22 protein-coding genes are annotated in these 20,043 nt (G+C 68.6%); 12 read left to right on the top strand and 10 right to left on the bottom strand.

Annotated elements, in window-relative coordinates:
- Positions 1–29 precede the first annotated feature (29 nt).
- Genes BEP68_RS02350 through BEP68_RS02320 form a run of 7 tightly spaced genes read right to left on the bottom strand, consistent with a single transcriptional unit; the run spans position 30 to position 6,446 of the window.
- Positions 30–1,151: a hypothetical protein gene (locus BEP68_RS02350; RefSeq protein WP_053098326.1), complete on the bottom strand. Its 1,122-nt coding sequence runs from the start codon at positions 1,149–1,151 to the stop codon at positions 30–32.
- Positions 1,145–1,930, bottom strand: a complete 786-nt coding sequence (locus BEP68_RS02345) for a hypothetical protein (RefSeq protein ID WP_187249107.1) — start codon at positions 1,928–1,930, stop codon at positions 1,145–1,147. Before BEP68_RS02345 ends, BEP68_RS02350 begins: the two co-directional genes overlap by 7 nt.
- Positions 1,927–2,964: a VWA domain-containing protein gene (locus BEP68_RS02340; protein WP_315985254.1), complete on the bottom strand. Its 1,038-nt coding sequence runs from the start codon at positions 2,962–2,964 to the stop codon at positions 1,927–1,929. Before BEP68_RS02340 ends, BEP68_RS02345 begins: the two co-directional genes overlap by 4 nt.
- Positions 2,946–3,932 carry a vWA domain-containing protein gene (locus BEP68_RS02335; RefSeq protein ID WP_187249106.1) on the bottom strand — a complete coding sequence of 329 codons (987 nt, stop codon included), beginning with the start codon at positions 3,930–3,932 and terminating at the stop codon, positions 2,946–2,948. Before BEP68_RS02335 ends, BEP68_RS02340 begins: the two co-directional genes overlap by 19 nt.
- Positions 3,923–4,414, bottom strand: a complete 492-nt coding sequence (locus BEP68_RS02330; protein WP_053098330.1) for a hypothetical protein — start codon at positions 4,412–4,414, stop codon at positions 3,923–3,925. The genes BEP68_RS02335 and BEP68_RS02330 overlap by 10 nt, the downstream gene beginning before the upstream one ends.
- On the bottom strand, positions 4,401–5,288 hold the full coding sequence (locus BEP68_RS02325; RefSeq protein ID WP_053098331.1) for a DUF58 domain-containing protein: 888 nt from the start codon (positions 5,286–5,288) through the stop codon (positions 4,401–4,403). The genes BEP68_RS02330 and BEP68_RS02325 overlap by 14 nt, the downstream gene beginning before the upstream one ends.
- 6 nt (positions 5,289–5,294) lie before the next feature.
- On the bottom strand, positions 5,295–6,446 hold the full coding sequence (locus BEP68_RS02320) for an AAA family ATPase (protein WP_222839069.1): 1,152 nt from the start codon (positions 6,444–6,446) through the stop codon (positions 5,295–5,297).
- A gap of 234 nt (positions 6,447–6,680) precedes the next feature.
- On the opposite strand from BEP68_RS02320, the gene BEP68_RS02315 reads away from it, so the two are divergent.
- Together BEP68_RS02315 and BEP68_RS02310 are read left to right on the top strand one after the other, a co-directional pair.
- Positions 6,681–6,836 carry a hypothetical protein gene (locus BEP68_RS02315; protein ID WP_187249105.1) on the top strand — a complete coding sequence of 52 codons (156 nt, stop codon included), beginning with the start codon at positions 6,681–6,683 and terminating at the stop codon, positions 6,834–6,836.
- The gene (locus BEP68_RS02310; RefSeq protein WP_187249104.1) at positions 6,833–7,048 is read left to right on the top strand and encodes a hypothetical protein; all 216 of its coding nucleotides are present in this window, start codon (positions 6,833–6,835) and stop codon (positions 7,046–7,048) included. Before BEP68_RS02315 ends, BEP68_RS02310 begins: the two co-directional genes overlap by 4 nt.
- Positions 7,049–7,092: 44 nt before the next feature.
- On the opposite strand, the gene BEP68_RS02305 is transcribed toward BEP68_RS02310, so the two are convergent.
- Entirely contained in the window at positions 7,093–7,833 is a 741-nt protein-coding gene (locus BEP68_RS02305) for a Pr6Pr family membrane protein (protein WP_187249103.1), read from the bottom strand.
- 63 nt (positions 7,834–7,896) lie between these two features.
- Positions 7,897–8,832: a DMT family transporter gene (locus BEP68_RS02300; RefSeq protein WP_187249102.1), complete on the bottom strand. Its 936-nt coding sequence runs from the start codon at positions 8,830–8,832 to the stop codon at positions 7,897–7,899.
- Between the two features lie 210 nt (positions 8,833–9,042).
- Here BEP68_RS02300 and BEP68_RS02295 point away from each other — a divergent pair, with 210 nt between their 5' ends.
- The 8 genes from BEP68_RS02295 to BEP68_RS02260 all read left to right on the top strand — a co-directional run bounded on the left by BEP68_RS02295 (position 9,043) and on the right by BEP68_RS02260 (position 16,989).
- A complete protein-coding gene (locus BEP68_RS02295; protein WP_056275880.1) occupies positions 9,043–10,329 on the top strand; it encodes an adenylosuccinate synthase in 1,287 nt (428 codons plus the stop codon).
- 7 nt (positions 10,330–10,336) lie between these two features.
- Positions 10,337–11,446: a lactonase family protein gene (locus tag BEP68_RS02290; protein ID WP_072590450.1), complete on the top strand. Its 1,110-nt coding sequence runs from the start codon at positions 10,337–10,339 to the stop codon at positions 11,444–11,446.
- Positions 11,447–11,689: 243 nt separating this feature from the next.
- Positions 11,690–13,123, top strand: coding sequence for a dihydrolipoyl dehydrogenase family protein (locus BEP68_RS02285; RefSeq protein WP_187249101.1), 1,434 nt, complete (start codon positions 11,690–11,692; stop codon positions 13,121–13,123).
- 199 nt (positions 13,124–13,322) lie between these two features.
- Entirely contained in the window at positions 13,323–13,625 is a 303-nt protein-coding gene (locus tag BEP68_RS02280) for a DUF427 domain-containing protein (protein WP_056275888.1), read from the top strand.
- A gap of 68 nt (positions 13,626–13,693) precedes the next feature.
- Positions 13,694–14,581, top strand: a complete 888-nt coding sequence (locus BEP68_RS02275) for an ABC transporter ATP-binding protein (protein ID WP_053098339.1) — start codon at positions 13,694–13,696, stop codon at positions 14,579–14,581.
- Entirely contained in the window at positions 14,578–15,258 is a 681-nt protein-coding gene (locus BEP68_RS02270) for an ABC transporter permease (protein WP_187249100.1), read from the top strand. Before BEP68_RS02275 ends, BEP68_RS02270 begins: the two co-directional genes overlap by 4 nt.
- The gene (locus BEP68_RS02265) at positions 15,255–15,983 is read left to right on the top strand and encodes an ABC transporter permease (protein WP_053099329.1); all 729 of its coding nucleotides are present in this window, start codon (positions 15,255–15,257) and stop codon (positions 15,981–15,983) included. The genes BEP68_RS02270 and BEP68_RS02265 overlap by 4 nt, the downstream gene beginning before the upstream one ends.
- A gap of 82 nt (positions 15,984–16,065) precedes the next feature.
- Positions 16,066–16,989, top strand: a complete 924-nt coding sequence (locus tag BEP68_RS02260; protein WP_187249099.1) for an ABC transporter substrate-binding protein — start codon at positions 16,066–16,068, stop codon at positions 16,987–16,989.
- Between the two features lie 67 nt (positions 16,990–17,056).
- Here BEP68_RS02260 and BEP68_RS02255 read toward each other — a convergent pair whose 3' ends face one another.
- The gene (locus tag BEP68_RS02255; protein ID WP_187249098.1) at positions 17,057–18,334 is read right to left on the bottom strand and encodes an AI-2E family transporter; all 1,278 of its coding nucleotides are present in this window, start codon (positions 18,332–18,334) and stop codon (positions 17,057–17,059) included.
- A gap of 95 nt (positions 18,335–18,429) precedes the next feature.
- On the opposite strand from BEP68_RS02255, the gene BEP68_RS02250 reads away from it, so the two are divergent.
- Positions 18,430–18,729, top strand: a complete 300-nt coding sequence (locus BEP68_RS02250; RefSeq protein ID WP_053098343.1) for a chorismate mutase — start codon at positions 18,430–18,432, stop codon at positions 18,727–18,729.
- A 138-nt stretch (positions 18,730–18,867) separates the two neighbouring features.
- On the top strand, positions 18,868–20,034 hold the full coding sequence (locus BEP68_RS02245; protein ID WP_053098344.1) for an ROK family protein: 1,167 nt from the start codon (positions 18,868–18,870) through the stop codon (positions 20,032–20,034).
- Positions 20,035–20,043: the final 9 nt, after the last annotated feature.

Raw genomic sequence — 20,043 nt, 5'->3', positions numbered from 1 at the left:
GGTCAGCGGCGTGGTAGAGCCGGCAGGGCTCAGAACCCGGGGTACTCCTGCAGCTTCTGCTCGAACTCGGCTCGGTCCGCATCGCTGAGCACGGCGCTCGCGATGACCACCATCTGCAGCCCCTCGAGGGGCTCGCCGGTGCGGGCGTTCTGCGCCTCGCGCGTCGTCAGGAAGTCGCCCGACGGGTCGTTCGAGAGGTCGAAGATGTTCGCGTAGAACCTCATCGGATCGGGGTAGTTCTCGGTGTAGTACTCCCACGTGTGCTGCTCGCGCGGGTCTTCGCTGCCGTAGAGCTTCGCGATCATCGACGGGTCGATCCCCGAGTACTCCCCGTTGAACGAGTACAGCGTGGGCAGACCGTGCTCGGCGACGACCGAGTCGATCGTCGACATGACCTCGAGCTTGAGGCTGTAGTCCTGGATCGGCTCGGTGGTGGCCCAGCCGGCGGAGGTGTACTCGATGAGCATCGATTCGCCGCCGTAGCCGTTGCGCTCCGGACGCAGATCCTCGTCGCCGACCTGCACCCAGTCGTATCCGTACTCGGCGGTGATGCGCTCGCGGATGTCGGCGAACAGGCTGTCCGCCTCGGCCTTCACCTCTTCGAGCGACTGCTGGGTGAGAGCGTCCTGCGGGTCGGTGCCCTTGATGCCCGGGTAGGCCTCTTCGTGCTTCTGCTCGTCGGTCTTCATGCCGTCGTAGCTGCCCGAGGCCGACGTCTGCAGTGCACCGATGCCGCCCACGGTGGCGACGTTGAAGATCAGCGTGACAGCGAGGGCGACGGCTGCCAGCGTGCGTCCTCGGGCGGTGAACAGCGCGCCGATCACGACGGCGACGACGACGAGCTGCAGCGTCAGCATCGTCACGCCGTAGACCGCGTCGGTCGCTCCGATCGCGAGCATGATGAGGAGGATCAGGGCGAACAGGATGCCGGCGATGAGTGCGATCCAGCCGAGTGCGTTCGCCGGCTTCTTCTCGGCGGAGGCGACCTCGCCTGCGGTCGCCGTGCCCGACATCGCCGGAGCACCGGGATGCTGCACGACCGGCCCGGCCTGGCGGCGGGCGTTGCGATAGCCACCGGGCGGCGGCACGGGCGGCGCTCCCTCCGTGCCGGCGACGTAGCGGGCCCGCTGCTTCTCGTGATCCATCACCATGGCTTGTCCGTTCCCGAGCCTCCGCCATCGTCGCCCTGCTGCTGATCGCGCTCCTGCGTGCCCTGCTCGAGCTTGTCCTCGAGCTCTTCGAGCTTCTCGTCGGAGGGCTGCGGCTCCTGCTCCTGCTCCTCCTCCGGCGGCGGCTGCTCGTTCTGCTGCTTCTGCTTGAGGCGGTCCTCGAGGTCTTCCCTGCTCTGCTGCATGTCTCGGTCGGGGTCGGACGACTGCTCCTGCGCCTCGTCGCTGTTGCACTCCTCGGGCATCTCGGTCGTGATGGTGAGCGCCTCGCCGTAGAACTCCGCGGCCCCCTCGCCGTCGCCCTCGGCGCGGGCGGCGTCACCCATGCGCTCGAGGACGAGAGCGAGGTTGATGCGCACCGTGCACACCTCGAGGCCGGTCGCGAGGTCGAGTGATTCCTCGAGCTTCGCCCGAGCATCCGGCAGCTTCTCGGCGCCCGCCAGCGCGGTGCCGACGTTGAACGGCGCCTTGAAGGGCTCGAACCAGTTGAGGAACTCCTGCCCGCGGGCCGACGCCTCTGATCCGGCATAGTCATCGGCCACGTACGCGGTGATCGACTGGTGCGCGAATGCGTACATACTGAGGATCTTGCCGACGAACAGCAGTGCGGCCAGCGTCAGCGGAAGCGTGCCGATCGCGATCCACCGTCGGATGCGGCGACGGCGACGATTCGAGGCCAGCAGCGCGGCGGCGGCCGACGCCCTCAGGTCCTCCGGGCTGTCGGACGGCGTCCCGCCGGCGCGTGCAGACAGATCTGTCATGCGGCACCTCCGTCGGTCGTCCGGCGTCGCGGCGATGTCGACGGCGCTCGCAGCAGACGCAGTCGGGCCACGAGCATGCTCGCCCTCGTGAGCTCCACGCCGAGCAGCGCCACGATCACGAGGGCGGCGACCCAGTAGAGCTCGGTCACGTTGCCCACGGTTCCGGACTCCGCGTAGGTGGTGGTGGTCGAGGGCGCCTCGGGCAGGGTGAGTGCGGCATCCGCGGTGCGGTGCTGGTACTCGACTCCGAGATCCGAGGCGATCGCCTCGAGGTTCCCCTCGTCGATCACCGACAGTGCGTCCGCCCCCTCGTACTCGATGTATTCGCTCGACGAACCGTCCACGCCGCCCGTGGTGAGCTTCATCGGTCCGCCCTCCGCGGTGCCGTACCCGAGCACGGCGCCGGCGTCGGTGAGCTCGGCGCTCCCGTCGAACGGCTCGGGGGCCGACGAGACCGTCTGCTCGCCGTCTCCGAAGTAGAACACCATGCGCGAGCGATCGGGCGACGACTCGGCCGCGTTCGACAGGGTGTCCGAGAGCAGCTGGTTCGCGATGCCGATGGAGCTGCCGCGCGACTGGCTCGTCACCTCGGGGCGCAGCACCTCGAGCGACGAGACGAGCGCGGTGGTGTCGGTGGTGAGCGGCATGCGGAGATCGGCCGTGGCGTCGAACGTGATCAGCGCGAACCGCGCACCGGGGTACTCGTCGACGATCGCCTGCACGTCGGCGCGGACGCCGTCGAGGCGAGGCCTGTCGCCGTCCCAGTCCTCGGCGACGATGCTCGCGGTGGTGTCGACGACGAGCACGATGTCGGTGTCGGTCGCGAGGGTCTCGGTGGCACCGCCGGGGATCCCCGGGCGCAGGAGCATGACGAAACACGCGAGCAGCATGACGAGCCGCATGGCCCAGAGCGCCCGTCCGCGGCCGGTCGCCCTGACCAGCGCCATCACGGCGAGGGCGGCCACCGGCGCGCAGAGCAGAGCGAGGAGGAAGACGTTCAGCACGGGCTGGAAGATCACAGTCTCACCCTCCACAGCACGACGATGAACGAGAGCATCGAGATCATCAGCACGACGATCCAGAGGTTCGGCGCGTCTGTCCAGACGACCTGCGCCTGACCCTTCAGCGCGGACGCCTCCTGCTCCTGCACCTGCGTGACGATGTCGCTCACGGTGGTGGTGTCCCGGAGGCCGTACGCCTGTCCGCCCGTGGCCTCGGCGGCCTTCGTGAGCTCGGCGCTGACGTCGGCGTCCTTGCCCTGCACCGGGTTGAGTGCGAAGACGCGCACGCCGTTCGATGCGGCATACGCGGCGGCCTCGTCGAGCGTCACGATCGAGGCGCCGTTGACCTCGTTGTCGGTCGCGAAGATGATCGAGCGCGACCGCTCGTCGTCGGGGTGGTCGAACGCCATCGCGCATGCCGCGAGGCCGTCGCCGATCAGCGAGGCGCCGTTGCCGTTGAGCGTGCCGACCCAGTGCTCGGGGACCGATTCGGTGAACTCGAAGCTCTCGCGGATGCTCTGCAGGTGGCTGCGGATGAACTCGTAGTCATCGGTCAGGGGGAAGATCTGCACGGGAGAGCTGTTGAAGATCGTGAGGCCGATGCGTTCACCCTCGAAGTCCTCGAGCAGTTCCTCGAAGACCGTGAGCACCTCGACGTCGACCTCGCTCATCGACCCCGAGACGTCAAGGCAGAGCATGATGTCGCGGCTCGTGTTGACGGGCTGGATGGTCTGCGACGCCATCGGCCGGGCGGAGACGACCCCGGCCGCGAGGGTCGCGATCACGCCGATGAGCAGGATGCTCGACAGTGCGAGCACGCGGCGGTTCAACGCCTGGCGGAAAGTCGGCAGCGCGCGCAGGCGCTCGGCTCGGGCGACGCGGGCGCGCTCGTGGGCCTCGGTCTTCGCACCGCTGCGCAGCCCGATGACGATTCCGAGCGCTATCGCGATGACGACGACGGCCACGGCGACGAGGATGAGCCACCCGTTCGCTAGTGCCATGTGCGCACCACCGTTCGGGCCGCCTCGGCGCCGGCGATCGGGTCGATCGCGGGACCGGGCCGGAAGATGCTGGGGTAGTAGTGGCGACCCATGGCGTCGACGAGCGCGGGATGGACCCCTCGAGAGACGAGGTCGTCGAGCGCGAGCACCGGTGCCTCGAGTCCGCTGTACTCGTTCACGAAGGTGCGCACGACGCGGCTGAGCTCGAGGTTCGCGTTGCGGGCGGACAGGGTGCGGGCGCGGTAGTCGTCTTCGATGCGCTGGATCCGGTCGAAGTACTCGACCCGCAGCTGCGACAGCACGTCGGTGGTGAGCAGGGTCGGTCCCTGGGCGTCGCGCGACAGCGTGAGGTCACGCCGCGGCCTGGTGAGCGCCACGACCACCCACGCTGCCGCGATCAGCAGCAGGAGGATGCCGAATGCGACCAGGATCCAGCCCCAGCCGTATTGGAAAGGCGGGTACAGCTCATCAGAGTCGGGCATTCGACCTCCGATTCAGCAGCTGAAGCAGCTGCGAGACGGCGTCGTCCTGACCCGCCAGCACGCTGTGGCTGATCTCCATCCGCTTGAGCAGCTCAGCGAGTCGTGCCGCGTCGGCCTCGGTCTGCGCGGCGAGCTCGCGGATGATGTCGGGGTCGCCCTGCACGAAGTCCGGCACCTCCCACATGCTGTCGACATCGCTGCGGATGGTGGCCGTCGCGTGGTCGAGCACCGGATCGGCGTCGCTCACGGTCAGCCACAGGACGTCGTGCTGCACGCGCAGTCGGCGCAGCATCCGTTCGGTCTCCGTCGTGACCGGAGCCTCGTCGGTGATGACGACGACGATCATGCGGCGAGAGATCGTGCGCGTGACGTACGACAGCAGCGCGTCGCGGTCGCTGGCTGCCCTGCTCGTGTCGATCGACCGGTCGATCGTGCGCAGCGCGTGTTCCAGTGCGCCCTCGCTGCGGCCCGGCGCGCGGCGGCGGATGCGGTCGGAGTCGCCGTAGACCAGTGAGAAGTCGTCGCCGTGCCGCAGCGCCAGCACGCCGAGCACGCCGGTGGCGAGGATCGCGAGGTCCTTCTTCGACTTCTCGTCGTGCGCGAGCGCGCCCATCGAGCGGCCGGTGTCGACCACGAAGAGGACCGTGTGCATCCGCATCGCACGGTGCCGCTTGACCAGAGGAGTGCCCAGTCGAGCCGTCGCGCGCCAGTCGATGTCGCGCACCTGATCGCCGTACTCGTACTTGCGCAGGTCCTCGAAGTCGAGGCTGCGGCCGTGCAGCAGCGACGCGTAGGCGCCGTCGAGCGCGTGCAGCGACTTGCGCGACGAGTGGATGAAGAGCTTGCTCTTCACCTGGGCGATCAGGCTGGCCATGGCGGGTCAGGGCGTGGGGACGGACGCGAAGATCTGGTCGATGATCTCCTCGCTGCGGATGCCCTCGGCGTCGGCCTCGAACGTCAGCAGCACGCGGTGACGCAGCACGAGGTGGCGCAGCGAGCGGATGTCCTCGGGGATCACGTGGCCGCGGCCGTTGAGCAGCGCCAGCGCCCGCGACGCCTGCAGGAACGCGATGCTCGCGCGCGGGCTCGCGCCGTACTTGATGAAGCGCGCGCGCTCCTCGCCGATGTACGGGGCGGGGTTCCGCGTGACATAGGCGATCGAGACGATGTAGTTGCGGATCGCGGGGTCGACGTAGATGCGGCTCGCGACGTCCTGCAGCATGTGCACGTCGTCGAGGCTGATGGCGCTCGAGACGTGACGGTCGGGATCGAGCACTCCCGAGTCGATGCGGCCGAGGATCTCGAACTCCTCGGCGGGACTCGGGTACTCGACGATCTCCTTGAGCAGGAAGCGGTCCATCTGCGCCTCGGGCAGCTCGTAGGTGCCCTCCTGCTCGATGGGGTTCTGCGTCGCGATCACCAGGAACGGCTTGGGCAGGTGGTGGACCTCGCCGCCGATCGTGGTCTGGTGCTCCTGCATGGCCTCGAGCATGGCGCTCTGGGTCTTGGCGCTCGAGCGGTTGATCTCGTCGAGGAGCACGAAGTTCGCGTGCACCGGTCCGAGCACGGTGCGGAACGACCCGGTCGCCGCGTCGTAGATCTGGTTGCCCGTGATGTCGCTGGGCAGCAGGTCGGGGGTGCACTGGATGCGCTTGAACTGCGCCCTCACGGTGTCGGCGAGGGTGCTGGCCGCGGTGGTCTTCGCCAGACCCGGAACGCTCTCGAGCAGGATGTGCCCGCCCGCGATCAGCGAGATCAGCAGGCTCATGCGCAGACGCTCCTGGCCGACCATCTTGGCCGAGTACGCGTCGGACACGGTCTTGAGCACGGCGCTCGCGCGCTGGAGCTCGGCGTCCGTCGGCGCTTCGGACTTCCTGCTCGCCGACGGGGAGGCCGCGGGGGCCGCGGGGGCCGACGATTCGGCGCGGGTCGCGGGAGCGGGAGGAGCCGGCGCGGCGGCCTGGGCGGAGGGCGCAGGCGGAGGCGGCGGCGTCGAACCTGCGGAGGGGCCGGGCGCGTAGGGCTCGTTCATCGGTGTGTCTCCTCGTTCCCACGGGGGACGCGTCGACGACCCCCCGTCGACCAGCGTAACCGCATCGGCCGGCGCGGCTCCGGCCCCGGCGCGGATGGCGCGGCGGCGGGGCACGCAGGGGGGACGGCATCCGTGACTCGACATCATGGGATCTGATCCGGCCCGACGCGTATATCGGCGGAGCGACGGACGCGTGCTTAGCTGAGAACTCGATCTTCGGATGATGCGGGAACGATGAAGCAGCCCAGAACGATGCCGCGCAGTGCGCTCGAGTACTCGATCGGACGACCGTTGTGGGTGGCCGTGGTCGTGCTGAACGTGATCCTCGCGGCCGTCGCTACCTCTGCTTGCGCCTGGGCGTACCTCCTTTCTCACGCAGGCGCGGCGTGATCGACATCGACCCGGCAGCGCTGGGGCTGGACGGGACACTGCTCTGGCTCGCCCTTCGTCTCTACGTACTCGAACCATCGACGCGGGAGGAGCTTCGCGGTGACCGTGTTCCGACTCGCCTCCTCGATCCGCGCGAGGCCCTGGCCACGACTCCTCAGCACGTGAGCGATGCGGTGCTCGCGACGTTCAGGCCCGAGGGCGGAACCCGATAGCCGCAGCGTGAGCCGCTCCGCCTCGGGGCAGGCTTCTCGCCGCATCATCCTCGGGCGCGCGGGGACTCCTCGACGTGCGTCGTGTCGGCGACGTCCTGAGGGGCGCCGCGCTTGCGGCCCACCCAGACGACCGCGCAGGCCACGCCGATGATGGCGATGGCGATGCCGACGATGTAGCCGGCGACCCCGAGATAGCCGCCCGGCACGATGTGGGGGTTGAGGAACGGGTACGGATACCACCAGGCCTCGCCGGTGGCGGGGGCGATGATGAGATTCGCCCGGATCATCGTGTAGACGACCCACACGATGGGGAAGATCGTCGCTATCGCCACGGCACGCCAGCGCAGCGCGCGCCGCCGCGGAGCGAACAGCAGGTCGACCAGCAGGAACAACGGGAAGACGACGTGCAGCACCTCGTTCGACCAGGGGACCGTGACGCCCTGGGGCAGTTCGACGCCGCGGAGCAGGGTGTTGTAGACGATGCCCGTGACGATCATGTACGTGCTGACGCAGACGAGGAGGACAGCGAGCCAGGCGGGCTCCCGCTCGTCGTCGTGACGGTGGCGCAGCGCCCAGACCGCGGCGACGATCAGCACGATGGCCGCGAGCAGGTTCGACAGGATCGTGAAGAAGCTGAGGAAGTTCGCCGCGACCGTCGGCAGGTGCTGGCCCCACTCTGTGGTGGCCGCGAGAGCGTTCTCGACGCTGCGTGCGAGCTGGGCGATGATCGCCGCGAGTCCGAGCGCTGCTGCTGCCAGTCGGGCGTAGGGCCACCAGGTCGTCATTTCGCCTCCGCGCACACTTTATCGGTCAGTATGCCGGTTGACGCTAGCCTCGATGCCGTCACGTCACGCGGCGCGGCGCCCCCACTTCATCCGTGTCACGAGCACCCCGAGCAGGCACAGTGCACCGCCGACGAACATGAGCGGGGTCGGCACCTCACCGAGGATCGCCCACGACATGAGGATCGCGATCGCGGGCACGACATAGGTCGTCGCCGACGTCTGGCCGGCCGTGCTGCGCTGCAGGACGTACGCCCAGGTGGTGAACGCGATCGCCGTCGGGAAGATGCCGAGATACACCACCCACAGCGTCGAGCCGAGCGGGGCCGTCTGCAGTGCTCCGACCAGGCTGCCTGCCCACGGGAGCAGCGCGACCGTGCCGGCCACCGCGCCGAGGAACGTCAGCGTGGTCGCGTCGGACCCCGCGCTGAGCAGATGCTTCTGCAGCAGAGTGCATCCGGCGTACATCACTGCCGCGAGCAGCGCGAGCAGCAGCCCGGTGATGTCGGGACCCTCGCTCGTCGACGAGTTCATGCCGATCAGGACGACACCGAGGAAGGCGATCGGCGCGCCGATGATCAGCGGCTTCGGAAAGCCTTCACGCAGGAAGAGCCCGCTGAAGACCACCACCATGAGCGGCGCGAGGTTGACCACCATCGCGGCCGTGCCGGCATCGAGCGTGCGCTCGGCGGCATTGAGGGCCAGGTTGTAGACGCAGAACCACCCGACGCCCCAGACCGCGACGAGCCACCAGTGCCTCCGGTCGGGAAGACGGATGCCGTGGCGCACCGCGATGATCGCGAGCACGGCGCTTCCTACAGCCATGCGCAGCAGCGCCAGCGCGCCCGGGTCGAAGTGCGGACCGGCGCCGCGGATGCCGATGAACGCCGAGGCCCACAGCACCACCGTCACCAGTGCGGCGACTAGCACGAGCGGACCCTGTGGTCGGGGCTTCGCGGGGTTCAGGCTGTCGTCGCGACGCACGCGACCGGTCTTCGGCATCCTTCGATCCTGGCACCGGCCACCGACATCGGCGATGCGCCCGAGCGACAGCATCCGCTCGTTTTCCGCCACGGGTCGCTGCAGTCCGTTCGAGAGCGTCCGCCGCCCACAGCCCGGAGGGTCGGCGAACGACCTTCGATAGGATGGAGCCGCCCGAAGAGGGCCAGCTCATCAGCCGGTGCAAACCCGGCGAAAGCAAGGGGGATACCCATGCCAGGAATCGTTATCGTCGGCGTCCAGTGGGGCGATGAGGGCAAGGGCAAGGCCACCGACCTGCTCGGCGAGCGCACCGACTGGGTCGTCAAGTTCAACGGCGGCAACAACGCGGGCCACACCGTCGTGGTCGGCAATGAGAAGTACGCACTGCACCTGCTGCCGTCCGGCATCCTGTCGCCGGGCGTCACGCCGGTGATCGGCAACGGCGTCGTGATCGACCTCGAGGTGCTCTTCAGCGAGCTCGAGGCGCTCGGCGGCCGCGGCATCGACGTCTCCCGTCTGAAGGTGAGCGCCAACGCGCACATCATCACCCAGTACCACCGCACTCTCGACAAGGTCACCGAGCGCTTCCTCGGCAAGCGCATGATCGGCACGACCGGCCGTGGCATCGGCCCCGCCTACGCCGACAAGATCAACCGCGTCGGCATCCGCGTGCAGGACCTCTTCGACGAGAACATCCTGCGCCAGAAGGTCGAAGGCGCCCTCGACCAGAAGAACCACCTGCTGGTGAAGATCTTCAACCGTCGCGCGATCACCGCCGACGAGGTCGTCGAAGACCTGCTCTCGTACGCCGAGCGCCTGCGGCCGATGGTCGCCGACACGGGATACCTGCTCGACGAGGCCCTGCGCCGCGACGAGGTGGTCGTGTTCGAGGGCGGTCAGGCCACCATGCTCGACGTCGACCACGGCACCTACCCGTTCGTCACGTCGTCGTCGGCCACGGCGGGCGGCGCGTCCACCGGATCGGGCGTCGGCCCCGGAGCGCTCGACCGCATCGTCGGCATCGTGAAGGCCTACACGACCCGTGTCGGCTCCGGTCCGTTCCCCACCGAGCTGTTCGACGAGCAGGGCGAGTGGCTGCGGTCACGCGGCTTCGAGTTCGGCACCACCACGGGCCGTCCGCGCCGGGTCGGCTGGTACGACGCCCCGATCACCCGCTACGCGACGCGTGTGAACGGCATCACCGATCTCGTCCTCACCAAGCTCGACATCCTCACCGGACTCGAGCAGATCCCCGTCTGCGTCGCATACGACGTCGACGGTCGGCGCTTCGACGAGGTGCCGGTCAACCAGACCGACTTCCACCACGCGACGCCGATCCTCGAGTACTTCCCGGGGTGGAGCGAGGACATCTCGACCGCACGCACGTTCGACGACCTGCCGAAGAACGCGCAGGACTACGTCATCGCGCTCGAGGGCATGAGCAACACGCGCATCTCCGTCATCGGCGTCGGCCCCGAGCGCGACCAGGTCATCGTGCGTCACGACCTGCTCGACTGAGGCTGACATGACCCGGTTCTGGCTCGGCGGGTACGGACCCGCGATGGACGGCTCGGCCGACGGCATCGGCCTGCTCGCGGGCGACGAGAGCGCGCCCACCGCACTCGAGTATCGGGGAGCGGTCACGCAGACCCCCTCCCCGTCGTGGTTGGCGCAGCATCCGTCGCTCGACGTCGTCTACGCGGCGCTCGAAGGGGATGCCGGAGTGCAGGCGTTCGCGCGCAGCGGCGACTCGACGCTGAAGCCGCTCGGAGAGCCGGTCGCCGCGGGCGACGGCGTCTGCCACGTGGCGGTCTCGTCGAGCGGATCGTTCCTCGTCGCGAGCTGCTACGGCGACGGCCGGGTCGTCCGCATCGGCATCGACTCGCAGGGCCGCCTGGTGCCGGATGCCGTGAACAAGGCAGCCGAACTGCGTGCCGCTCTCCTCGGCGAGCCGCTCGAGGCGGCGCCTCCGGCGGGCGTCGCGGTCGCGGCATCCGATCCGTACCCCGGCGAGCTCACCGCGACGGGTGAGGAGCGCGCATCGCACGCGCACTCGGCAGCCTTCCTCGCCGACGGGCGCATCGCGACCACCGATCTCGGCTTCGACCTGGTGCGGATCTGGCGACCCACCGGGGGTGGCCTGGTGCTCGATCACGAGGTCGTGCTGCCCGTCGGCACCGGCCCCCGGCATATGGTCGTGCACCCCAGCGGCCACCTGCACGTGGTGACCGAGTACTCGTGCGAGGTGTTCACTCTCGGCGCCGGGCGCGACGGCACGTGGGCTGTCGTGTCGTCGGTGCTCGCGAGCCCGATCGCCGAGATCGGCGTGGACTTCCCCGCCGAACTCGCCCGCAGCCGTGACGCGCAGTTCCTCTACACGGCCCTGCGCGGCAGCAACACGATCGCCGCGCTCCGCGTGCGCGGGGGAGGCGAGGCTCTCGAGTCGATCGCCCTCGCCGACTCGGGCGTGGACTGGCCCCGTCATCACGTCGTGCACGAGGGCAAGCTGCTGGTCGCGGGGCAGCGCTCCGACACCGTCGCGCTGATCGACCTCGACGAGCGCACGGGCGCGCCGCTCGGCATCCGCCACCTCGCGCAGGCCCCGGCGCCGACGCACATCCTGCCGGTTCGCTGACGCGCGGGTCGCGCCTCGGGGACCTTGACCTGGCGTTCGCACTCAGGCTGTGAACCGGGGCGGCGCCATAACTCCGGACGAACGGCCCGATGCGGGGCTGCACGGCCGGTGCGCGTCGCTGTTCGCCGGCCTTCCGGAGTTGTGGAGCAGGCCGGCAACGCGCCCGACGGCGCGTCGCGGAACAACCACCCCGTGACTCGACGTTGGACTTGAGCAAGACTGGGCGACGGAGAGGTGCACCCCATGACTGCTGAGAAGACCGACGACTACGACCTGATCGTGCTGGGCGGCGGGCCGGTGGGCGAGAACGTCGCCGACCGCGCCGTGCAGAACGGACTGACCGCGATCATCGTCGAGAGCGAGCTGGTCGGCGGTGAGTGCTCGTACTGGGCATGCATGCCGTCGAAGGCGCTGCTGCGTCCGGCCCAGGCGCTGCGAGCCGCGCAGAACGTCAAGGGCTCGGCCGAGGCGGTGACGGGGTCGCTCGACGTGCGCGCGGTGTTCGACCGCCGCGACTCGTTCACGAGCAACTGGTCGGATGACGGGCAGGTGAAGTGGCTCGACTCCGCCGGCATCGACCTCGCCCGCGGGCACGGTCGTCTGACGGGTGAGCGCGAGGTGACGGTGACGGATTCCGACGGCGGCACCCGCGTGCTCCGGGCCCGCCACGCCGTCGCGATCAGCACCGGATCGGATGCCGTGATCCCGCCCATCGAGGGCCTGCGCGACTCGTCCCCCTGGACCAGCCGCGAGGCGACCAGCGCAGAGGAGCTGCCCGAGTCGCTGGCCGTGATCGGCGGCGGGGTCGTGGCTGTCGAGATGGCCACGGCTTATGCGGCCCTCGGTTCGACGGTGACGATCATCGCCCGCAGCGGTCTGCTGGGTTCGATGGAGCCGTTCGCCGGGGAGCGCGTCGCGGCCGGGCTGAAGGAGCTCGGTGTCGACGTCCGCACCGACACCGGCACGACCAGCGTGACGCGAGGCGACGAGGGAGTCGAGATCGTGCTCGACGACGGGTCGACGGTCACCGCTGCCGAGGTCCTCGTGGCGACCGGGCGGTCTCCTCGCAGCGGCGACATCGGCCTCGACGTCGCGGGTCTCGAGCCCGGTCGCTGGATCACGGTCGACGACACGCTGCGTGTTCCCGGATCCGACTGGCTCTATGCGGTCGGCGATGTGAACGGTCGTGTGCTGCTCACGCACCAGGGCAAGTATCAGGCGCGAGCAGCGGGCGACGTGATCGCGGCGCGCGCCAAGGGCGAGGATGTCGACGATGCGGCCTGGGGTCGTCACGTCGCCACCGCGGACGGCGCGGGCGCCCCTCAGGTGACCTTCTCGTTCCCCGAGGTCGCCTCGGTCGGGCACACCGAGGCAGAGGCCCGCAAGGCCGGAACCGACGTCGCCGTCGTCGATTACGACCTGGGTTCTGTCGCCGGCGCGAGTCTCTACGAGGACGGTTTCGAGGGGCAGGCCCGCCTCGTGATCGACAAGGAGCGCGACGTGATCATCGGAGCGACCTTCGTCGGCCCCGAGGTCGCCGAGCTCGTGCAGACAGCCACGGTCGCGATCGTCGGTGAGGTGCCGATCGCCCGCCTGTGGCACGCCGTTCCGGCGTACCCGACGATCAGCGAGATCTGGCTGCGGCTGCTCGAGTCCTATGGGAGGGACTCGGCCTGAGCGCATCGGACGGATGCCGACGACGGACGCCGCGCGGCCCATCCGTTTCGGCATCCGCTCCGAACAACCGAGGAGAGACTGGCGCGATCGGCGCGCCCGGAGCAGGATTGTTTCCCACATTGACGACCTCCGGCACAACCCCCGGCCGAATGTCGCATACCTCTTATACGCTCGAACACACATCCGAGGAGGCAGGACCATGAAGGCTGTACTCGCAGGAACCGTCATCGCCGAAGCCGACGAGAGCGATCTCGCGCGCATCGAGGGAAACTGGTATTTCCCGCCGGCATCCATCACGGAGGGCGTGCTCGTCGAGAGCCCCACTCCGTACACATGCCCGTGGAAGGGCGCCGCCCAGTACTTCTCCGTCCAGGCCGGTGGCGAGCTGCACACCGACTACGCCTGGTCTTATCCGACGCCGTATCCGAGCGCCTTCGACCGTGTGGGCAAGGACTTCTCGGGCTTCGTCGCCTTCGACCCGCGGGTCGAGGTCTCTGCATGACCTCTGTATGCCGCAGTCGAGGTGCTGATGCGCGCCTCGTCGATCGATCGACCGGAGAGTAGTAAATCGTGATCGAGTTCCGCAACGTCACCAAGCAATTCCCCGATGGCACGACCGCCGTGAAGGACTTCAGCCTGGTGCTGCCGTCCCGCAAGACGACGGTGTTCGTCGGATCCTCAGGATGCGGCAAGACCACTCTGCTGCGCATGATCAATCGCATGGTCGAACCGACCTCGGGCGAGGTCGAGATCGACGGGGAGAGCGTGCTCGGCGGCGACCCCGTCGCCCTGCGCCGCCGCATCGGCTACGTCATGCAGAACTCCGGCCTGATGCCGCACTTCACGGTGATCGACAACGTCGCCACCGTGCTGCGTCTCACCGGCGTGAAGAAGGGGCCGGCGCACGAGCGCGCGCGTGAGCTGCTCAAGACGGTCGGACTCGACCAGTCACTCGCCGACCGGTATCCCAGTCAGCTCTCGGGCGGTCAGCAGCAGCGCGTGGGCGTGGCCCGTGGTCTTGCGGCGGATCCGAACATCCTGCTGATGGACGAGCCCTTCGGCGCCGTCGACCCGATCGTGCGCGCCGACCTGCAGCAGGAGACGCTGCGGTTGCAGCACGAACTCGACAAGACCGTCGTGTTCGTCACCCACGACATCGACGAAGCCTTCCTGCTCGGCGATCAGGTCGTGATCCTCGACAAGGGCGCGCGCATCGTGCAGGTGGGCAGCCCGAGCGAGATCATCGAGAACCCGGCAGACGACTTCGTCGCCTCGTTCATCGGAGCCGACCGTGGGCGTCGGGCCCTGCACCTCAAAGAGACCCCGCACGGCACCGTCGTGGTCGACTCCGAGGGGCGCACGCAGGGCGCGATCGTCGCGGCGGCCGAGACGTCCGACGGTCCCCTGGCGGGGCCGGATGCCGCCGCTCTCGGCGCTGTGCAGGGCGAGGGCGCGTGAACTGGGTCACCGACAACCTCGGGTTGATCCTCGATCTGACTCTGGTGCATCTGCGTCAGAGCATCATCCCGATCGTGCTCGGTTTCGTGCTGTCGCTCCCGCTCGGCTGGGTCGCGTGGCGTTTCCGCCTGGTGCGCGGCCCGATCATCGTGCTCACCGGTCTGCTCTACACGATCCCGTCGCTCGCGCTGCTCATCCTGCTGCCCTCGGTCGCCGGGTATTCGGCCCGGAGCGAGTCGAATCTCGTCATCGCGCTCACGATCTATGCGATCGCGATCCTGGTGCGCGCGGTCTCCGACGGTCTCGATTCGGTCGATGACGATGTGCGCCAGGCGGCGACGGCGACGGGCTTCGCCGCCTTCCGCAGATTCTGGGCGGTGGAGTTCCCGCTCGCCGGTCCGGTGATCCTCGCCGGACTCCGCGTGACGGCCGTCAGCACCATCTCGCTCGCCACGGTCGGCATCCTGATCGGCGTGACCAACCTCGGCTACCTGTTCACGAACGGCCTCGACCGGCGCATCATCGCCGAGGTGTTCGCGGGCGTCGTCGCCGTGGTCATCATCGCCCTCGTGATCGATCTGATCCTGCTGCTGATCGGTCGCGCGCTGATGCCGTGGACTCGCGCCGCCTCGAAGAAGATCGCGTCTCGCCCGATCGCGCTGGGGGCCCCGGCATGAATCTCTTCGCCGAGGCCTTCGCCTGGATGCTCGCTCCCGAGCAGTGGACGGGAAACTACGCGCTGCCGAAGCTGCTGGCCGAGCACCTCGCCCTGACGGTGATCTCGGTGCTGATCGCCGCGGTGATCGCGGTGCCGATCGGCTGGCTGATCGGCCACACGGGCAAGGGACGCGAGGTCGCGGTCGCGATCTCCGGCGCGGCGCGAGCGATTCCCGCGTTCGGCCTGATGATCCTGCTCGTCCTCCTGCTCGGCGTGCTGCGTGTGCCGCAGGCGGCCATCATCACCTTCGTTCTGCTCGCGATCCCCTCGCTGCTCGCCGGCGCGTATACGGGGCTCGAGGCGATCGATCGCCGCGTGATCGATTCGGCCAAGGCGATGGGCATGACCGGCTGGCAGATCTTCTGGAAGGTCGAGGTGCCGCTCGGACTGCCTCTGCTCGTCGGCGGCCTCCGCTCAGCCCTCCTTCAGGTCATCGCGACCGTCACGATCGCCGCCTACGTGAATCTCGGCGGCCTCGGCTGGCCGATCATCCAGGGCATTCCCCTGCAGAAGTTCGATCAGGTCCTGGCCGGGGCGATCCTCGTGGCCACGCTGGCGCTGCTCGTCGACCTGATCCTCGCCGCAGCCCAGCACGCCGCGGTGCCGGCGGGGCTCCGTGCCGGCCGTCCCACCCGTCGCCGGTCGCGCGACCTCGCTCCCGCCGCGGCTCCGGCCACGGCCTGATCGCGCACCGGCTCCTCCGTCCCTACCGCGCAGTTCCACACAGCAGCAGTCCCCCACAGCAGTTCCAGAAAAGAGGAAGTCCATGTTCACAGCACGAGGCAAGCGCTCTGTCTTCGCCGTCGGTCTTGTCGCCGCGGCTGCACTCGCCCTGTCCGCCTGCTCGTCGAGCAACCCGCTCGACGAGCCGTCCGACTCCGGTGAGAGCTCGGGCAGCGGCGACACGATCGTCGTCGGCTCGCAGGCGTACTACTCCAACGAGATCATCGCCGAGATCTACGCCCAGGCGCTCGAGGCCGCCGGCTTCGACGTCGAGAAGCAGCTCAGCATCGGCCAGCGTGACGCGTACATGCCGGATGTCGAGTCGGGCGACATCGACGTCTTCCCCGAGTACACGGGCAGCCTGCTCGAGTACATCTCGGATGACGAGGTCGACGTCACGAGCCCTGACGACGTCTACGCGGCGCTGCAGGAGGCCCTTCCCGAGAGCCTGACCGCTCTCGACTTCGCCGAGGCGACCGATCAGGACTCCTACACGGTGCTGAAGAGCTTCGCCGAGGAGAACGACCTGAAGACGATCGGCGACCTCTCGAAGGTGACCTCCGAGGTCACGATCGGTGCGGCTCCAGAGTTCGAGCAGCGTCCGTACAGCCCGGCCAAGGCCAAAGAGGTCTACGGCGTCGACCTGACGTTCTCGGCCACCGGCCCGACCACGCTCGAGTCGCTGCTCGCCGGCCAGATCCAGGTCGCCGACATCTACACCGCCGACCCGGCTTTCGAGACCGAGGAGATCGTCGCTCTCGAAGACCCCGAGAACCTGATCATCTCGTCGAACGTCGTGCCGATCGTCTCGAGCGACATCGCCGACGACGTCTCCGATGTCCTCAACGCCATCAGCGCCAAGCTGACCGGCGAGGAGCTCGTCGCCCTCAACGTGCTCAGCACGGTCGAGCAGCAGTCCTCCGCGGACATCGCGAAGAAGTGGCTCGCTGACAACGACCTCGTCTGATCCGAGTCGTCCTCACAGTAGTGCCCGGCCCCTCAGGGGGCCGGGCACTTCTGCGTCCAGGTACTGCCTAGACCCTGGCGTCCTGCCGGGGTATCAGCACCTGTTTGATCACGATGAGGATGGATGCCGCGACCGGCACCGCCACGAGAGCGCCGAGCAGGCCGAGCAGCGTGCCGCCGGCGAGCGCGCCGATCACGACGAGGGCACCCGGAACGGCGACGGCCTTGTTCATGACGCGCGGGGTGATGACGTAGGCCTCGATCTGCATGTACACGAGGTAGATGAGGGCGAAGACGAGCGCTGCCACAGGGTTCGTGAACAGGGCGAGGCTCGTGCCGATGATCCAGAAGATCACCGATCCGACGAGCGGGATCAGCGTGATGCAGAAGGCGACCGTCGCCATGAGCGGCGGGAAAGGCAGGCCCAGGAACAGATAGAGCACGAAAGCGAGCACGGCGTTGCAGAACGCGAGCACGACCATTCCCATCACGTAGGCGCCTACGGAATCGGTGATCTGCTCGGTGATGTCGCTTGCGCGCGCGCGGTCACGTGCGGGAGCGAGGCGGAGCATCCCCGACTTGATCGACGGCAGCGTCGCGACGAAGTAGAGCGTGAGCACGAGCACCACAATGATGCCCGAGATGGCGTTGGCGATCGAGGCGCCGACCTGCAGCGCTCCTCCGCCGATCGCGGCGATGTTTCCCGGGTCGGTGAGGAACGTCTGCACATCGGCGACGAGGTCCTGGAACTGGTCGCCGAACTGGGCGTCGAGCGTCGCGTAGATGTCGCTGCGGGTGAACTCCTGGATCATCCCCGGCACCGACCGCACGAAGCTCGCGACCTGGTCGATCACGACCGGCAGTACCATCCACACGACGAGACCCGCCACGACCACGAGCCCGAGGATCGCGACGACCACCGAGATGGCGCGAGACAGCCCGCGCCGCTCGAGGAAGCGCACGGTGGGGTCGAGGCCCAGGGCGGCGAACAGTGCCAGGGCGATGTAGATGAGCACGGTCGACAGGTTCGCGACGGCCAGACCGAGCACGATGGCGGCGAGGCCGCCGATCGTCACCAGGAATCCGAACACGAAAGGCCGGTCGATGCGCGTCCAGAACGAGCGGCTCGGAGTCATCGGCTCGACGACCCCGTGATGAACTGCCGGCGACGTCTTCGGGGTGTGCGGGGAGATCGCCGAAACGGCGGTGTCTCCTGCGGGGGAGCTCGCGGACCCCGGGGTGTCGGCGGATGCTTCGGTGATCGACGCTGCGACGTCGGGTGCCGAGGAGGGTTCGGATGCGGCAGCAGACGCGCTCTTCGACGGGTCCTGCTCTTCTCGGCTCATGTGCTCACGATAGCGGCCGAGCGCGGGTCCATCCGGGAGGCATCCCCCCTTCAGGGTGGGGTCGTTCTGCCGCGTGTTTCCGTAGAGTAGGGGGCATGACCGCCGCCGAAGACCCCCGAGCTGAACTCCTCCGACTGCGTTCGAGCATCGACAACATCGACGCCGCACTCATCTTCATGCTCGCCGAGCGCTTCCGCGCCACGCAGCAGGTCGGTCAGCTCAAAGCCGAGCACGAGATGCCGGCATCCGATCCGGGTCGCGAGGAACAGCAGGTCGCGCGGCTCAAGGCACTCGCCGAACAGGCGCATCTCGATCCGGAGTTCGCCGAGAAGTGGTTCAACTTCGTCGTGGCCGAAGTGATCCGCCATCACACCGAAGCCGCCGAAGGACGATGATCCGGCCTTCCGAGCGAGTGACAGTGTGTGCAGCACTCACTCGCCCGGGGACCGAACTAAGTTTATTGAATAAACTATGACTGAGGGTACGCAGAACCACCAGGTCTGTCAACTGATTCCTGCACCGGGACCGGCACCATGCTGAACGGCGATGACGCACTCGACACCCAGGCCTCGGTCCGCCGCGCGAACCTGCGCCGGGCGCTGCAGCTGGTCTTCCGCAACCCGGGCTCCGAGACCCGGGCGGGGATCGCCCGAGCCACCGGCCTGACTGCGGCGACGGCCTCGTCGCTGGTCGCCGAGCTCATCGAGCTGCAGCTGGTCGTCGACGGCGAGCAGGCCGCCAGCACGGGCGGCAAACGCGCGACCACGCTGAGCATCGAGGCCGAGCATCACGTCATCCTGGTGCTCGTGATCCGACCGACCGATGCGCGCATCGCTCTGGTCGCGCTCGACGGCACCGAGGTCGAGACGCGGCGAGTCGCGTTCTCCGATGAATCACGGGTGCGAATGCTCGACGCTGCGCTGACGGAGATCGCCGCCGAATACGCCGGACGGCTGCTCGTCGCGGGCGTGCAGCTTCCCGGAACGACAGACGGCCGCCGCGTGTTCGAGAGCGTGCAGCTCGGATGGACCGACGTGCCGCTCGCCGAGCGCTTCGAGCGCCTGCTCTCGGTTCCCGTCCTTCTCGTGAACGACGTCGATGCCGAAGCGATCGCCGAAGCGGCCCGAGAGGATGAGTCGTCCGGATACCGGCTGTTCATCCACATCGGCACCGGGATCGGTGCGGCGGTGACTCTCGACGGCGAGCTCGCACCGGGCCCACGCGATCGCGCGGGCGAGATCGGTCACGTCCAGGTGCAGTTCGGCGAGGATGCGCGCGCGTGTCGCTGCGGACGCCAGGGATGCCTGGAATCGGCGTCGTCGATGACGGCGATGCTGGGCGACGACTTCGATGACGCCATGGATGACGAGGCGATCACCGCGCTGGCCGCGTCTGCCGATGAGGAGAAGCTGGCTGAGGGCGCACGCGCACTCGCGCGCACCATCAAGCTCATCGCCGCAGTGCTCGACGCGGCCGAGGTCGTGATCGGGGGGCCGGCGCGCGCGCTCGGAGACCCGTTCCTCGGCCTCGTGCAGGCGGAGATCGACTACACGGCGACGGGCACCGCGAACGTTCCGGTGCGTTTCGCGGATGCCGACGCGTCGATCTCGACGGGGGTCGCACAGGTGGCGCTGTCGAGCGCGCTCGGGGTCCGCTGGAGTCCCGCGCAGCTGCGCGCGGCATCCGTTCCGGCATCCTGATTCGCGGAT

It is taken from the genome of Microbacterium sp. 4-7 (assembly GCF_014332665.1).
GTDB lineage: Bacteria > Actinomycetota > Actinomycetes > Actinomycetales > Microbacteriaceae > Microbacterium.
Note: the sequence above shows the minus strand (reverse complement) of the source record. Positions and strands in the feature narration are given on the sequence as shown.

What these genes read in the sequence shown, in the direction of transcription:
- BEP68_RS02250 (WP_053098343.1), top strand. Translation starts at nt 18,430, where the DNA reads ATGACCGCCGCCGAAGACCCCCGAGCTGAACTCCTCCGACTGCGTTCG.
- BEP68_RS02335 (WP_187249106.1), bottom strand. Translation starts at nt 3,932, where the DNA reads ATGGCACTAGCGAACGGGTGGCTCATCCTCGTCGCCGTGGCCGTCGTC.
- BEP68_RS02245 (WP_053098344.1), top strand. Translation starts at nt 18,868, where the DNA reads ATGCTGAACGGCGATGACGCACTCGACACCCAGGCCTCGGTCCGCCGC.
- BEP68_RS02265 (WP_053099329.1), top strand. Translation starts at nt 15,255, where the DNA reads ATGAATCTCTTCGCCGAGGCCTTCGCCTGGATGCTCGCTCCCGAGCAG.
- BEP68_RS02300 (WP_187249102.1), bottom strand. Translation starts at nt 8,832, where the DNA reads ATGCCGAAGACCGGTCGCGTGCGTCGCGACGACAGCCTGAACCCCGCG.
- BEP68_RS02325 (WP_053098331.1), bottom strand. Translation starts at nt 5,288, where the DNA reads ATGGCCAGCCTGATCGCCCAGGTGAAGAGCAAGCTCTTCATCCACTCG.
- BEP68_RS02255 (WP_187249098.1), bottom strand. Translation starts at nt 18,334, where the DNA reads ATGAGCCGAGAAGAGCAGGACCCGTCGAAGAGCGCGTCTGCTGCCGCA.
- BEP68_RS02350 (WP_053098326.1), bottom strand. Translation starts at nt 1,151, where the DNA reads ATGGTGATGGATCACGAGAAGCAGCGGGCCCGCTACGTCGCCGGCACG.
- BEP68_RS02330 (WP_053098330.1), bottom strand. Translation starts at nt 4,414, where the DNA reads ATGCCCGACTCTGATGAGCTGTACCCGCCTTTCCAATACGGCTGGGGC.
- BEP68_RS02305 (WP_187249103.1), bottom strand. Translation starts at nt 7,833, where the DNA reads ATGACGACCTGGTGGCCCTACGCCCGACTGGCAGCAGCAGCGCTCGGA.
- BEP68_RS02315 (WP_187249105.1), top strand. Translation starts at nt 6,681, where the DNA reads ATGAAGCAGCCCAGAACGATGCCGCGCAGTGCGCTCGAGTACTCGATC.
- BEP68_RS02280 (WP_056275888.1), top strand. Translation starts at nt 13,323, where the DNA reads ATGAAGGCTGTACTCGCAGGAACCGTCATCGCCGAAGCCGACGAGAGC.
- BEP68_RS02345 (WP_187249107.1), bottom strand. Translation starts at nt 1,930, where the DNA reads ATGACAGATCTGTCTGCACGCGCCGGCGGGACGCCGTCCGACAGCCCG.
- BEP68_RS02290 (WP_072590450.1), top strand. Translation starts at nt 10,337, where the DNA reads ATGACCCGGTTCTGGCTCGGCGGGTACGGACCCGCGATGGACGGCTCG.
- BEP68_RS02260 (WP_187249099.1), top strand. Translation starts at nt 16,066, where the DNA reads ATGTTCACAGCACGAGGCAAGCGCTCTGTCTTCGCCGTCGGTCTTGTC.
- BEP68_RS02320 (WP_222839069.1), bottom strand. Translation starts at nt 6,446, where the DNA reads ATGAACGAGCCCTACGCGCCCGGCCCCTCCGCAGGTTCGACGCCGCCG.
- BEP68_RS02285 (WP_187249101.1), top strand. Translation starts at nt 11,690, where the DNA reads ATGACTGCTGAGAAGACCGACGACTACGACCTGATCGTGCTGGGCGGC.
- BEP68_RS02295 (WP_056275880.1), top strand. Translation starts at nt 9,043, where the DNA reads ATGCCAGGAATCGTTATCGTCGGCGTCCAGTGGGGCGATGAGGGCAAG.